The sequence below is a fragment of the Deinococcus sp. HSC-46F16 genome (assembly GCF_024171495.1).
GTDB lineage: Bacteria > Deinococcota > Deinococci > Deinococcales > Deinococcaceae > Deinococcus.
The window spans coordinates 294494-307523 of record NZ_JALJZW010000002.1; the positions used below are offsets into that span (position 1 = coordinate 294494).

Below are 13030 nucleotides of genomic sequence, written 5' to 3' on the forward strand. Positions count from 1 at the left end.
CCTATTGCGGCCCCGCCCCGTGCTCTGCTGGGGCATGCCGACAACCCACCGCATGGCCCTGCTGGGAGCGCTGCTGCTGCCGTCCGCCGCCGGGGCGAGTGTGGAGACTCACCTCGCTGCCGTCCTCAAGTTCGGCCCGCGCGTGACGGGCAGTGAGGCCAACGCTCAGGCCCGCACCTACCTGGAGGGGCAGTTCCGGGCGCTGGGCTACGAGGTCCGGCGCGAGACCTTCAGTTACCCCCGCTTCGACGACCTCGGCTCGGGGGTGGAGGCGGGCGGGCGCACGCTGGCGGGCCTCGCGCTTCAGGGGTCGGTGGGCGGGGAGGTGACCGCCCCGGTCGCCCGCGTCTCCGGCGTGGGCACGCCCGAGGAGTTCGCGGCGGCGAATGTGCGGGGCCGCGTCGCCGTCGTGGACCGGGGCACGCTGCCCTTCGCGCAAAAGGCCCGCAACGCGCTGGCGGCGGGGGCGCTGGGGCTGATCGTCGTCAACAACCAGCCCGGCGAGGTGCGCGGCACCCTGGGGGAGCGGGTCGCCCTGCCGGTGCTGACCGTCACGCGCGAGGCGGGTGCGGGCCTGCGGGCGGGCGAGCGGGCCACCCTGCGCGTCCGGGTGCGCGAGGGGGACGTGACCGGGGTGAATGTGGTGGCGTTCAAATCGGGCGTCACTCGGCCCGACTTCCTCTTTGGCGGGCACATGGACTCGGTGCCGGGGGCACCGGGCGCGAACGACAACCTCTCGGGCACGTTGGCGGTGCTGGACCTCGCGGGACGGGTGGCCGGGACGCCGCTGGCGAACCGCAGCACCTTCGTCCTCTTCGACGGCGAGGAAGACGGGCTGCACGGCTCGCGGGCCTACGTCAAGGCGAATCCGGAGATCGTGCGGAACCTGCGGGGCATGTTCAACTTCGACATGGTGGGCGTCAATGTCACGCCCCTGACCGTCAGCGGCGAGGCCGGGCTGGTGGAGGCCGCGCGGCGGTCGGCGGGCGTCGTCGGCCGCGTGGGAGACACGGGCGGCAGCGACCACGTCCCCTTCGCGGGGGCGGGGGTGCCCACCCTCTTTTTCCACCGGGGGCTGGATGCCAACTACCACCAGCCCGGCGACGTGCTGGCCGACCCCGCCCTGATTCGGGAGACGGTCGACGCAGCGCTGAAGACGGTAGATGCGCTCACGGCGGCGCCGAGTACCCGGCCCTGACGCGCCCTAGCGCCCGCCCGCCGAGGTCGCGTCCAGCAGCCAGGTCTGGAACTCGGGCAGCGCCCGGTCCCAGGGGAGGGCCACGATCTCGGGGACCTCGTAGGGGTGCATCTCGCGGATGCGGGCCTCGAGTTCGGGGTAGCGCTCGCCGGTGGTCTTGATCAGCAGCAGGGTCTCGCGGTCCTCGGCGACCTCGCCCTCCCAGCGGTAGACGCTCTGGACGCCGGGCATCACGTTGACGCAGCCCGCCAGCCGCTCGGCCACCAGGGTCCGGGCCAGCTCGGGCGCCCGCTCCGGCGGGAGGGTGACCAGCACGACGAGTGACATAGTGCCCGCAGGATACGCCCCCCGGCTCCCGGCGGGCCTTGGGCCTTTCTTACAGCGCAGCTGGCAGCCCGGCTAGGGCAGGCGCAGCGTGTCGCAGACCTCGCCGGGCTCGTCGGGGGCGTTCTCGGCCACCACCAGCTCCTCGGCTTCGCCCACAAAGCCCTGGCAGCGGGCCAGCACCTCCAGGTAGGCGGGGTCCAGGGCGGCGGCCTCGGCCTCGCGCAGCACGCGCACGTCGCGCTCCAGGACACGGATGCGCTCGCGGGTGTCCTGCGTCTCGGCACTCCAGGTCACGGTGCGGTAGATCAGGTTGCCGAGTTGAAAACTCAGTTGCACGATGCCCAGCGCCGCGAGCAGGCTGGCGAACACCAGCGCGAGGGGCAGCCGCTGGAGCTGGCGCCACCGGGACCGCCAGCCCCGCCGGTCGCGGGGAGGGAGCGGTTCCGGAACAGACATGGTTCAGAAGATAGCGTCGGGCACGCGTGGGGCAAGGGGGAGGGGCGCCCATACGCGCGGCCAGATGCTCTAATGCCTCCATGAGCGGCGCAAGCACAGACACCACTCCCCTCTCGCGCCCCCCGGCTCCCTGGGAAGCGCTGGCGGCCCTCGACTGGGCGGGCGCCCACCGGGCGGGCATCCAGATGCGCTACGGCGACATCGACGCGATGGGGCACCTCAACAACGCCGTGTACGTGCAGTACCTCGAAACGTCGCGGGTGCTGCTGATGCGCGACCTCGGCGTGCCGGACCGCGACGACCGCTCGGTGATCGCCCGGCTGGAACTCGACTACCGCCACGAGGTGCGCTGGGGCCAGGAGGTCACGGTGGAATCGCTGGTCGAGCGCGTCGGCACCGCGAGCTGGACGGTCGTGTCCCGCCTCCTCGCCGACGGCCAGCCCTGCGCCTACGCCCGCACGGTGCAGGTCCGGGTGGGCGACGGGCTGCGCCCCGAGCCGCTGCCGCAGGCCCTGCGCGACCGCCTCTCGGGCCTGCTCGCCCGATGAGCCGCCCCCAGTACGAGGACCGGGTGCGCTATCAGGGCGACCTGTGGGTGCGCCTCGACACCCTGCCCCGGCTGCTCGCCGAAGGCTGGCGCCGCACCCTGGCCGAAGGGGGCGTGGTCACCGTCATCCGCACCCCCTTCCAGTGGGCGATGGCGACCCCGGTGATCGAGATCGAGACCGGCGGCTACATGGGCGACGTGGGCCTCTACGTGCCCGAGGTGCAGCTTCGGGAGGCCCTCGCCCTGCTGGGGGCGGAGGACTGACCCCCCTCTGCCCCGTTCTTGGAAGCGCTCCCGCCCCCCAGTTCCCCAGGAGGACCCTCCCTTGACCACTCCCGATTCCCCCCTCTCTCTCCCCTCCATCGGCGTGGATGTCGGTGGCACCAAGATCGCCACAGGCGTGTTGATCGGCGACGAGCTGCATGGCCGCCACGTCCAGCCCACCCCCGAAACCGGCTGGGAAGCCGTGCTGGACGCGGTCGCCGCGCAGGTGCGGGCGCTGCAAGCCCAGTACCCGCAGGCCACCCGCGTGGGCGTGGGCGTGCCCGGTCCCCTGGCCGAGGGCCGCACCCGCGTCAAGTTCGCGCCCAACATCTACGGCTTTACCGACGTGCCGCTGGTGCAGGGGCTGGAAGACCGATTGGGGGTGCGGGTGGTGCTGGAAAACGACGCCAAGGCCGCTGCGCTTGCCGAGGCGCACCTCGGGGCAGCGCGGGGCACGGCCAGCAGCGTGTACGTGACGGTCAGCACCGGCATCGGCTCGGGCATCGTGCTGGGGGGCCGGGTGTGGCGCGGGCACCACGGCATCGCGGGGGAACTCGGGCACGTCACCGTGATGCCGGGCGGCCCGGTCAGCGGTGCGGGGCTGGACGGGGCGCTGGAGGCCGTCGCGAGCGGCACCGCCATCGCCCGCGACGCGAGCTACGCCCTGAACCGCGAGGTGAGCACCGCCGAGGCCTTCGCCCTCGCCCAGAGCGGGCACCCGGCGGCGGGGCGGGTCGTCGCGCAGGCGCTGCGGCACATCGGCGTCGCGCTGGCCGACCTTCAGAAGTTCCTCGACCCGGAAGTCTTCGTGATCGGCGGCGGGGTGGCGAAGGTGGGCGACTTCTTCTTCGCCGGGGTTCAGGCCGCCGCCGACGAGTACGCGGGACCGTTCGCCCCCGTCACCCTGCGCCGCGCCCAGCTCGGCACCGACGCGGGCGTGATCGGCGCGGCACTCGCCGCCCGGCTGGAGGACCTGTGACAGCGCCCCAGACCGGCAGGCGGCGCGAGGTCGCCCTGATCGCCCACGATCGCCAGAAGCTCGAACTCGCCCTCTTCGCCCTGTCGCACCGCGACGTGCTGGGCCGCTTTCCCCTCGTCGCCACGGGCACGACCGGGGGCATCCTGGCGAGCAAGACCGGGCTGGAGGTCGAGCGTGTCCTGTCCGGACCCAAGGGCGGCGACCAGCAGATCGGGGCGCGAATCGCGGAGGACCGCGTGCTCGCCGTCTTCTTCTTCCGCGACCCCCTGACGGCCCAGCCCCACGAACCCGACGTGTCGGCCCTGCTCCGGCTGTGCGACGTGCACGACGTGCCGCTGGCGACGAACCCGGCGACGGCGGAGGCGTTGGTGCTGTGGCTGGCCCAGCGGGACGGCTAGCCCGCCAGCACGGGACCAAGGGGAGGTGGGCGACGTTCCGCACGTCGCCCACCTTCTCTGAGCCCAGGACTCAGATCACGAACTCGCCCGCCCGCATCACCGGCTCGCGGGCGCCGTCTTTCGTGACGCCGTCCACGTCGATCTCCCCCGAGCCGATCATCCAGTCCACGTGGGTGAGGGAATCGTTGCCGCCCTTGGCCGCGAACTCCTCGGTGGTCATCTCCACGCCGCCCCTGACGTTGAAGCGGTATGCACTCCCGATGGCGATGTGCGAGGCCGCGTTCTCGTCGTAGAGGGTGTTGTAGAAGAACAGCCCCGAACGGCTGATCGGGCTGGAGTGCGGCACCAGCGCGACCTCACCGAGGCGGTGGCTGCCCTCGTCGGTTTCGATCATCTGGCGCAGGGTGTCCTGACCATTCGCGGCAGTGGCCTCCACCACACGCCCGCCCTCGAAGCGGATGCGAATGCCGTCGATCAGCACGCCGTTGTACGAGAGCGGCTTGGTGCTGACCACCACGCCGTCCACCCGCTCGCGGTGGGGGGCGGTCCAGACTTCCTCGGTGGGGATATTTGCGGTGAAGGTGATGCCCGAGGGCGTCTGCGCGGCGCCGCCGCCCCAGATGTGGTCCTCGGCCAGTCCCACGGTGAGGTCGGTCTCGCCGCCCCGGAAGTGCAGGGCGTGGTACTGCCGCTCGGTCAGCCGTTCGCGGCGGCGCTGGAGGTCGGCGAGATGGGCCTCCCACTGCTCCAGCGCGTCGGGCTGGTCGGCGCGAGTGGCGGCGAAGATCGCGTCCCACTGCTTCTGGACCGCCTCCTCGCGGGAGACGCCGGGGAACATCAGCTCGGCCCACTCGGGGACCGGCGCCGAGATCAGGTTCCAGTTCAGGCGGTTGGTCATGACCTGAAGCGAGTAGGGCTTGCGGTAGGCCGCCAGCGTGCGCTGGTGCGCGGTCACGCGGGCCGGGTCCACCCCGGCGAACAGGCCGGGGTTGGTCGCGCGGATGGCGATTACCGCGCCGCCCGCCTCGGCGGTTTCCAGCTCGGCGTCCACGCGCCACTTGCTGATCTGCTCGAAGCTGCCCTCCGGCGCCAGCGAGAAGCGGGCGAGTTGCACGTCGTCGTCGTCCCAGCGCACGTCCGCAAAGGATGCACCCGCCGCGTAGGCCTCACGCACCAGCAGCCGGGCCAGCGGCGCGGTGTCGACCGGGGCCTGCACCAGCACCCGTTGGCCCTCCCGCACGCCCAGCCCGACCCGCACCGCCAGCCGCGCGTAGTTGCGCAGCTTCTCGTCAAAGGAAAGTGGTGTCACGCCGGGCAGGATAGCGCCCGCCCCCGCCCGCTTGACGATCCCCGGCACGGCGTCTATAGTTCTGTGGCTGGCCGTCGAGGCGTAGCGCAGCCTGGTAGCGCACTACCTTGGGGTGGTAGGGGTCGTGAGTTCAAATCTCGCCGCCTCGACCAGCATAGAACTCCCTCCTAGAGGGAGTTTTTCGTTTGGTCCAGGGGCCGTGACCGGCGCCCAGCCTGCTGGCTGCATCTCAGCTCAGTGGGCCGGGCCAGAGACGAGCCGGGGACGCCCGCGAAAGAAGTTTGTGAGGTTTCAAACATTAGTCTGTATCAGGCCGGAACCTGGGTGTCAAGACGGCCACACCTGGAAGGGGTCTTTTTTCAGACGATGCGTGACGCCGGACTCACACTCCTCGAACTGTTGCTCGTGCTCGCCATTCTGGGCATCTTGCTGGCCCTGGCGGGCCTGAACTTTGGCGGCTCGGCCAGGGCACTTGCCGTGACAGGATTTGCCCACGAGCTTGCGCTGGCCATTCAGCAAAGTGCCACGCGGGCCAACACCAACAACCAAGTTTATGCGGTGCGGTACGCGAGCACGGGCGTGACCTGGGGACCTGTCGCCAGCAGCATGACGCTGTCGGGATGTGAGACTGCCAGCACGGCCCCGGCCCTGGCCTCTGCGACTGGCACGGTGGCCGCTCCCACCGGAATCACCACTCCGGCAGGCTGGCTGTGTATCTCGGCACCTGGCCTCGTGACCCGGCTCGACCAGTTGACCCCCTGCAATGAGAACGGGGTGTCGATTCCCTGTCTGGCGGTGCGGCGCGGGACCACGGCCCGGCGGGTGCTGGTGTCGGGCAACGGGCAGACGGAGGTGCGGTGATGGGCCATCGGGCAGCGGGGCTGACGCTGGTCGAGGTGCTTGTCGCCCTGCTGGTGCTGATGATCGTGATGACGGCAGTGATGAACGTCTATCTGTCTGCCCTCTTCACCAACTCGGGGGCGGCGACGCGGACCCGCGTCACGCAAATCATGTCCAGCGTGACAGACCGCGTAACCCAGCATGTGCTGACCGTTGCCGAAGGCGAGAGCACTGTCTTGGTGTTTCAGCCCGGCACGCCGCCCACCCAACTCACGCTGGCCAGCGCACCGTCCAGCTGCGCGAGTTACCTGCTGAGCGAGGCGGGCCGTGCCCACCACTGCGTTACGGTCCGCAACAGCGGCAGTTTCAATCCCAGTGTGGGCGGCACGGCCCTGCTCGGGACGGCTGTCCGGACGTACCTTACCCAGGCCTGCTGGAACGAGAGAGGAACGGTGCGCTGTGTTGAAGCGACGACCATCTACTGAGGGCTTCACTCTGCTGGAGCTGCTGCTGGCGCTGACTATCCTGGGCATCCTGCTCACCCTGCTGCTGCAATCGAGCAGCGACACCATTCGCCTGCAAACGCGCACCGAGCAGGAGGTCAGTCTGGAAAGCAGCCTGCGCCGGACCGTGGCGATTCTCGCGCAGGACTTCCGGAACTCTGCTTATGGCCTCGTGACGGATACGCCCTACACGAGTACCGAGACGGCCATCTCCATGGCGCAGATGGTCGATACCGGCGTCTACCCCGTCGTTGGACCAACCGGAAACGGGTTCCCGAATGCCAACAACCTTCAGGCGCTCGCGCCGTCCGGCTTCGCCTGGCCCCGCGACACCCCCTTCCTGCTGATCCATCCGGCGCGGGAACTGGCCACAGTGCTGGACCTGAACGCGTCCAGCACTGTGGGCGGCAACGGGCAGGCTACCCTGAACCACTCCGGGCAGCCCAACACGCTCTGCTTCTCGCCCGGCAATCTCGTGCAGCGGCTGAGGCTGGTGGGCTACACCTACGACGCGGGAAGCCAGATGATCTTCCGGGGAGTGAGGGCCGGAGCCACCGTGGTCCGCACGCCTCTGGCTTTCAACGTCACCGGTTTCCAGATTCAGTACGTCGATACGGAGGGCACGGCGTATTCCAGCTTCGCCGCTTTACCCCAGACGCGGACCCTGAGCCGGATTCAACTCAGCGTGACCATGCAGCGCACGCGGAGCGGCCAGACCCTGACCCGGTCACTCAGCAGCACCGTGGAGATTCCCAAGGTATTCACGCTCACTGCCCGGCCGCTGCGCTACGTGGTCCCCGGTACGTCGGTGACCTGCTCGTGAGGGGGTCACCGTGAAGCGGGCACAACGTGAAGAGGGGCTGGCCCTCATTTCCGCTTTGATGCTGATCGTGCTGGTGCTGGGCGTGGTCGCCGTGACGGCCCAGCTCACCCTCGGCAACGTGAAGCAGACCAGTGACACGGTCGCCACCACGCGGACCCTCGCGCTGGCGCAGGGGGGGCGCAATTTCGCCCAGGCCCTTCTGCGCGGCCCGGTTGGGGCTGACCTCAGCGACGCAGTAGCCGACCTCGCCCAGCGCAATGTCCTGGGCAATGCCAGCACCTGGGTCTTTTCCAAGGGGGAGGCCAGCCAGACACCCGACCCGCAGCGCGTGGCGCAGAATACGCAGGTGCTTGCCGCCCAGTTACAGGGCCGCCTGCCGGGCGCTGGCTGCTACGGCCCCTTCATTGTCTCCAGCACCCAGACGCTCAGTGTCCGCGTGAGTTTCAATGGAACGCTGCCCGCCTGTGACGGTGCCGCAGAAGAAACGGTGCCCATCGGTGTAGGACGCTTTATCTCGGGGGCACGCAACAGCACGCAAACGTACAGCCTGCCGTACGTGATGGTGGTGGCCGCGAGTCAGGGCGACGCCCGGCGCACGCTGACCGTGAACGGCGAATACCAGTTCGACGTGGGCAACGGCAGTTTCGCTCGCTTCGCCCTGCTCACCGATATCCACCAGAACAGCAGCACCTCCGACGAGATCTACTTCACGTCCGACACGCTGTTCAACGGACCGGTGCATACGAACGGCAATTTCGCCTTTTACGGCGAACCCTGGTTCGGGGGAGCAGTGTCCAGTTCGGGCGTGAACGACCGGCAGACCCAGGGCGCGTGGTTTCAACGGACGGACAACTGCGGCCGTTGGTGGCAACCCGCCTGCGTCGCCTTTCGCGGGGTCGCGGCCCTGACACCGACCCCAGCATACGGCAATGCCGAGCCCAACTTCACCAATGGCGTGGACTGGGGAGCCGACGAGATCGAATTGCCTACCAACTCCAACGATCAGCGGGGGGCGGCCGAACGTGCGGGCATTTACGTGGACGGGAACGCCACGGTGACCATGACGGTTGGCACGGCGGGCAGCGAGATTTCCGGCAGGAACGGACAGACGTTTCAGCGCCTCGTCGTCAACGGAACCGAGTACCGCGCCTTTGAGGATGAGGCGCTGTACATGAGATCGGGGAACACCTGGATCCGGGCGAGAAACGCCAGCGGGCAGGAAATCACCAACTTCAACGGCGTTGTCTACGCGCGGGGTCAGATCACCCGGCTGGCCGGGCCGCCGCGCTCGGCCGCGAGTGACCCCGCCACGGCACCCCCGGCCCTGGCCTCCTTTTCACAGATCACAGTGGCCGCCTCCAGCCACATCCGCATCACCAGTGACCTGAAGTACGAGGACAATCCCTGCGACGGCGACCTGCGGCGCGGCAGCGGCGGTCAAGTGATCGTGCCAAGTTGCGAGACCGATCCGCTGCAAAAGAAGAACGTCCTGGGCATCTACACCAGCGGAGGCAACATCCTCATGGGGTTGGGAAACACAGACAGCAGCCTCAATGTTCCCCGCGACGTGCGTATCCACGCCACCCTGATGGCGTCGGAAGGACAGGTGCTCGTCGAAAACAACCGCACTGCCGCCTGCAACGGCAAGGTCTACATTCTGGGCGGCGTGATCTCGAAGACCTACGGGGCGTTCGGGCAATTCAATTCGGGCACGGGGCAATGCACGTCCGGAATGCAGCGCAGCTTCACCTATGACCAGCGCATGCTCAACGGCATGGCACCCCCTTACTTCCCCACCACGCAGATGACCAACTTGCTCCCCAGCCGCCGCATCATCCAGTACAGCCAAGCGGAGCAGGAGCGGCGCTAGGGACCGGCCCCCTCCTGGCCACCCTCGCCCCTTCTCTCGCGGATGGAGCGGAATGTCAGTCAGGCAGAGCGAGTCTTGACTGCGGGGCGCGGCGCAGTGGCACACCCAACGAACTGACCAAAGCGGAAACCGGGACCCCTCAGAACGGGTCCCGGCTGTTCACATGGAGCGCTTCAGCGGTTGACGAAGCGGCCACCGTGACGGGCCATCGCCGCTTCCACCACGTCCATGGGCACGTCGTCCTCAATGGCGATGGCGCGGCCACCGGCGTCGACGGTGCTCTGCATGTCGTTATAGTGGGTGTCCTCGAACTCGTAGCGGTCTTCATAGCTGCGGGTGCCTGCGGCCTCGCCCGAGCCAGCCACGCGGGTTTCCATGCCGTCCCCGTGCACGGCGGCGTCGGCAGTGCCCGCCGCCGCGCCGATGCCCGAGCCCAGCGCCCCCATGCCCAGCAGGACCGGCACGGCGGCGAGGCCCCCCGTCGCGGCGACCACGGCTCCGGCGGCCACGCCCGCGACCGCGCCGAGCGCCGTGCCCTTGAGCGCACCGCCCGCCATGTCCTGCCCGTCACCGCCGCCATCCACGTACTCGGTGGTCGTGGCGGTCGCCGCGCTCGTCTGGGTGGTCGTGGTGCCCATACCCGTCCCCCCCATGCTGCCCGCCGCGGTGCGGCGCTGGAAGGAGGTCTGGCCCATCTCCGGCTGGATCACGCCCTGGCTGAGCAGGTCCTGCACGAAAGCGTCGGCCTGGGCCACGGTCGGGAAAATCAGGTGTCGCATACCTCGCAGTGTGCCCGCTGGGGCGCCGGACAGAGATGAGAGGTCCGGCAAGGGGCTTTGGGGAACTCGGGGCAGGTGCCGCAGGCCCCGCGCCGCGCCGTCAGGCCTCGGCCCCGTCGCCTCCGGGGCGGCGCCCCTTGCCCCCGGCGGGGTCGGGGACGCGGGTCAGGGCCTGCGCAGGCACACCGGCGAGCAGGCCCTGGTCGGTCTGCACGTCCACCGTTCCCGCGAGGGGATGCAGCTTGGTGACCTTGCCGCACGCGCCGCTCTCCTCGTGGCACACGCGGGCGTTCTTGCGCGGCAGGTCGCGCAGCAGCTCGAGATACATCCCGTGCTCGAATTGCAGGCAGCACAGCAGGCGCCCGCACGGCCCCGAGAGCTTTTCCGGGTTGAGCGGCAGTTGCTGGTCCCGCGCCATGCGGATGCTGACGGGGGCGAACTCTTGCAGGTGGGTGCTGGAGCAGTTGCCCCGGCCACACGCCCCCAGCGTGCCGATCATCTGGGCCTGCTCGCGCGGGCCGACCGCCGCGAAGTTCACCCGGGCGCGGGTGTGTCCGCGCACTTCCCCGATCAGGCCGCCGAGTTCGATGCGGTCCTCGGCGCTGTAACTGACCGTCACGAGGCTCTCGTCAAGGGTAAATTCGACCGCCACGATCTTGACGGGTAGCCCGCGCTCGCGGGCACCGGCCCGCAACAGCCACTTGAGGTCCTCGCCCTGGCGGTGCAGCTCGTCCCAGCGGGCAAGGTCTTCCGGGGTCGCCGCCCGCAGCACGCTGCCGTAGCGGGCCTGGGGGTCAGGCTCTCCCGCCTCGCCCCGCACGGTGGCGACCTCCGGGCCACGTTTGCCCTGCACCACGACGCGCGTGCCGACCGCGTGCGGCGCCTCGCTGAGCATGGCGTGCAGGCGGGGACTGCGTTCGAAGCGGACAGGCAGGACAACCACGTCCGGCAGGATGTCACGGCCGGGCCGGGAGCGTCGAGAGAGGGATCACGAAGGGCAGTGGGCAGTGGGGGCGGGGGCCGCCGCTCAAGCCAAAGCGGGAGCGCCTGTCTCCACTCCCCTCTCAGTGCCGCTCGGCGATCACCTCGATCTCCACCCGCACGTCGCGGGGCAAGCGGGCGACCTGCACCGTGCTGCGGGCGGGGTAGGGGGCCTGGAAATACTCGGCGTACACGGCGTTCATGGCAGCGAACTCGTTCATGTCGGCCAGAAAGACGGTGGTCTTGACCACCCGGCCGAGGTCGGTTCCGGCCGCCTCCAGCACGGCCACGAGGTTGTCGAGGACCTGCCGGGTCTGGGCCTCGATACCGCCTTCGACGAGCGTGCCGTCCGGGGTCAGTGGAATCTGCCCGCTGGTGATCACGAGGTTGCCGAAGGTGGTCGCCTGGCTGTAGGGACCGATGGCGGCGGGGGCGGCGGCCGTCTCCACGATGTCTTTCATGGGGCCACTCTAACGGCCCGGCGCCCCTTCCAGACCTCGCTGGGCAGGCCGCACTCGCCGGACCCCGGCCCTGGGCGCCTGCGCCTGCTGCCTCCCCCTGCGGTGCGGGAAGGAGGAGGGCCAGCGAGAAGGAACAGTCTTTGTGGCTGCTGGGCCGCAATCCCCAGCAGACGGGCCACAGACCGGGTCTACAGGGTCTGGCCGGTCCGGCGCGGCCTCCGCACCGTGCCTTCAGCCCGCCGTCTCGCGGGATTCGGGGCGGGGACGGGCACGGGCTCGCAGGGACGTGGCCGACAGGGCCGGGCGGCGGGAGGACCGCCCACGGGCGCGGCGCTGCGCGTAGGCCACCCCCCCCAGCAGCAGGGCCCCGAGCAGCGCGATGGCGAGGCGCTGCTCGGGGACCAGCAGGACGCCGAGCAGGGTGAAGTACACCAGCATCAGCAGCAGGTATGTCAGTGGGCTGCTGCCGCGCTGGGCGCTCAGCAGGGCGTCCACGTACAGGGGGCCGCCCTCCTGACGCTCGGGCAGGGGGTACCGGGGCAGGCCGCCCGTGCGCAGGATGTCGACCACCACCGCTGTGATGTTGTCGGGGCCGCCCCCGTCGTTGGCCGCGTCGATCAGGGTGCGGGCCACCCGCTCAGGCGGCTGGGCGGGCAGCAGCAGTTCGAGCAGCGCGGGTTCGGCCACCACCCCGCTGAGGCCGTCGCTGCACAGCAGCAGGCGGTCCCCGGCGTGCAGGGGCAGCCCGAACAGCTCCAGCCGCACCCGTTCCTCGCCGCCCAGCGCGTTGCTCACCACGCTGCGCCACTGGTGGTGCCGGGCTTCTTCCTCCGAGATGTGCCCCAGGCGCACCTGCTCGGCCACCCAGGAATGGTCCTCGGTGAGGCGGTGCAGTTCGCCCCCGCGCAGCAGGTAGGCCCGCGAGTCGCCCACATGCGCGATCAGCGCCGCGCCCCGGTCCACGAGGAGCGCGAGCAGGGTGGTCCCCATGCCCGCGTACTCGCCCACCGCGTGCCGCAGCACCGCGAGGTTGGCCGCCTGCACCGCCCCCGCGAGGCGCTCGGGCGGCGCTCCCCGCCCCTCCAGGTAGTGCTGGCTGAGGCTGTCGAGCGCGAGGTTGGCGGCAAGTTCCCCCGCCGCGTGCCCCCCCATCCCGTCCGCGACCGCATACAGGCCGCCGTGCGGCAAGTCGAGCGCCAGCGCGGCGTCCTGATTGGTACGGCGCTGGCGCCCCACGTCCGTCAGCAGACCGGAGCGCAGGGGAAGGGGCGCGTCGGCGCGCATGGGTCCAATAT

The 13030-nt window shown here is 70.1% G+C and carries 16 protein-coding genes and 1 tRNA gene; 10 read left to right on the forward strand and 7 right to left on the reverse strand.

The window, feature by feature from the left end:
* Positions 1–34 precede the first annotated feature (34 nt).
* Positions 35–1198 carry a M28 family peptidase gene (locus L1280_RS06835; protein ID WP_253581353.1) on the forward strand — a complete coding sequence of 388 codons (1164 nt, stop codon included), beginning with the start codon at positions 35–37 and terminating at the stop codon, positions 1196–1198.
* Positions 1199–1204: 6 nt separating this feature from the next.
* Here L1280_RS06835 and cutA read toward each other — a convergent pair whose 3' ends face one another.
* Positions 1205–1525 carry a divalent-cation tolerance protein CutA gene (gene cutA, locus L1280_RS06840; RefSeq protein ID WP_253581354.1) on the reverse strand — a complete coding sequence of 107 codons (321 nt, stop codon included), beginning with the start codon at positions 1523–1525 and terminating at the stop codon, positions 1205–1207.
* A 72-nt stretch (positions 1526–1597) separates the two neighbouring features.
* Positions 1598–1981, reverse strand: a complete 384-nt coding sequence (locus tag L1280_RS06845; protein WP_253581355.1) for a cell division protein FtsB — start codon at positions 1979–1981, stop codon at positions 1598–1600.
* 80 nt (positions 1982–2061) lie between these two features.
* On the opposite strand from L1280_RS06845, the gene L1280_RS06850 reads away from it, so the two are divergent.
* The 4 genes from L1280_RS06850 (at position 2062) to L1280_RS06865 (ending at position 4169) form a co-directional block, all read left to right on the forward strand.
* Complete coding sequence (locus L1280_RS06850) at positions 2062–2529, forward strand: thioesterase family protein (RefSeq protein ID WP_253581356.1); 468 nt, start codon at positions 2062–2064, stop codon at positions 2527–2529.
* Positions 2526–2792, forward strand: coding sequence for a hypothetical protein (locus tag L1280_RS06855; RefSeq protein ID WP_253581357.1), 267 nt, complete (start codon positions 2526–2528; stop codon positions 2790–2792). The genes L1280_RS06850 and L1280_RS06855 overlap by 4 nt, the downstream gene beginning before the upstream one ends.
* A 61-nt stretch (positions 2793–2853) precedes the next feature.
* Positions 2854–3771 (forward strand): ROK family protein, encoded by a 918-nt coding sequence (locus L1280_RS06860; protein ID WP_253581358.1) that lies wholly within the window; start codon positions 2854–2856, stop codon positions 3769–3771.
* Entirely contained in the window at positions 3768–4169 is a 402-nt protein-coding gene (locus L1280_RS06865) for a methylglyoxal synthase (RefSeq protein ID WP_253581359.1), read from the forward strand. Before L1280_RS06860 ends, L1280_RS06865 begins: the two co-directional genes overlap by 4 nt.
* A 70-nt stretch (positions 4170–4239) precedes the next feature.
* Here the strand turns inward: L1280_RS06865 and L1280_RS06870 are convergent, their stop codons facing one another.
* Entirely contained in the window at positions 4240–5490 is a 1251-nt protein-coding gene (locus L1280_RS06870) for an aminopeptidase (RefSeq protein WP_253581506.1), read from the reverse strand.
* A gap of 63 nt (positions 5491–5553) precedes the next feature.
* Here L1280_RS06870 and L1280_RS06875 point away from each other — a divergent pair.
* The 5 genes from L1280_RS06875 (at position 5554) to L1280_RS06895 (ending at position 9514) form a co-directional block, all read left to right on the forward strand.
* A tRNA-Pro gene (locus tag L1280_RS06875) sits at positions 5554–5630 on the forward strand.
* A gap of 214 nt (positions 5631–5844) precedes the next feature.
* Positions 5845–6339 carry a prepilin-type N-terminal cleavage/methylation domain-containing protein gene (locus L1280_RS06880; RefSeq protein ID WP_253581360.1) on the forward strand — a complete coding sequence of 165 codons (495 nt, stop codon included), beginning with the start codon at positions 5845–5847 and terminating at the stop codon, positions 6337–6339.
* Complete coding sequence (locus L1280_RS06885) at positions 6339–6803, forward strand: prepilin-type N-terminal cleavage/methylation domain-containing protein (protein ID WP_253581361.1); 465 nt, start codon at positions 6339–6341, stop codon at positions 6801–6803. The genes L1280_RS06880 and L1280_RS06885 overlap by 1 nt, the downstream gene beginning before the upstream one ends.
* The gene (locus L1280_RS06890; RefSeq protein WP_253581362.1) at positions 6778–7644 is read left to right on the forward strand and encodes a prepilin-type N-terminal cleavage/methylation domain-containing protein; all 867 of its coding nucleotides are present in this window, start codon (positions 6778–6780) and stop codon (positions 7642–7644) included. Before L1280_RS06885 ends, L1280_RS06890 begins: the two co-directional genes overlap by 26 nt.
* Before the next feature lie 10 nt (positions 7645–7654).
* Positions 7655–9514, forward strand: coding sequence for a DUF4900 domain-containing protein (locus tag L1280_RS06895; protein ID WP_253581363.1), 1860 nt, complete (start codon positions 7655–7657; stop codon positions 9512–9514).
* Positions 9515–9687: 173 nt separating this feature from the next.
* Here L1280_RS06895 and L1280_RS06900 read toward each other — a convergent pair whose 3' ends face one another.
* The 4 genes from L1280_RS06900 to L1280_RS06915 all read right to left on the reverse strand — a co-directional run bounded on the left by L1280_RS06900 (position 9688) and on the right by L1280_RS06915 (position 13019).
* A complete protein-coding gene (locus L1280_RS06900) occupies positions 9688–10293 on the reverse strand; it encodes a hypothetical protein (RefSeq protein WP_253581364.1) in 606 nt (201 codons plus the stop codon).
* Positions 10294–10393: 100 nt separating this feature from the next.
* On the reverse strand, positions 10394–11188 hold the full coding sequence (locus L1280_RS06905) for a stage 0 sporulation family protein (protein ID WP_253581507.1): 795 nt from the start codon (positions 11186–11188) through the stop codon (positions 10394–10396).
* Between the two features lie 169 nt (positions 11189–11357).
* Positions 11358–11735: a RidA family protein gene (locus tag L1280_RS06910; protein WP_253581365.1), complete on the reverse strand. Its 378-nt coding sequence runs from the start codon at positions 11733–11735 to the stop codon at positions 11358–11360.
* A 231-nt stretch (positions 11736–11966) separates the two neighbouring features.
* The gene (locus L1280_RS06915) at positions 11967–13019 is read right to left on the reverse strand and encodes a PP2C family serine/threonine-protein phosphatase (protein WP_253581366.1); all 1053 of its coding nucleotides are present in this window, start codon (positions 13017–13019) and stop codon (positions 11967–11969) included.
* Between the last annotated feature and the right edge of the window lie 11 nt (positions 13020–13030).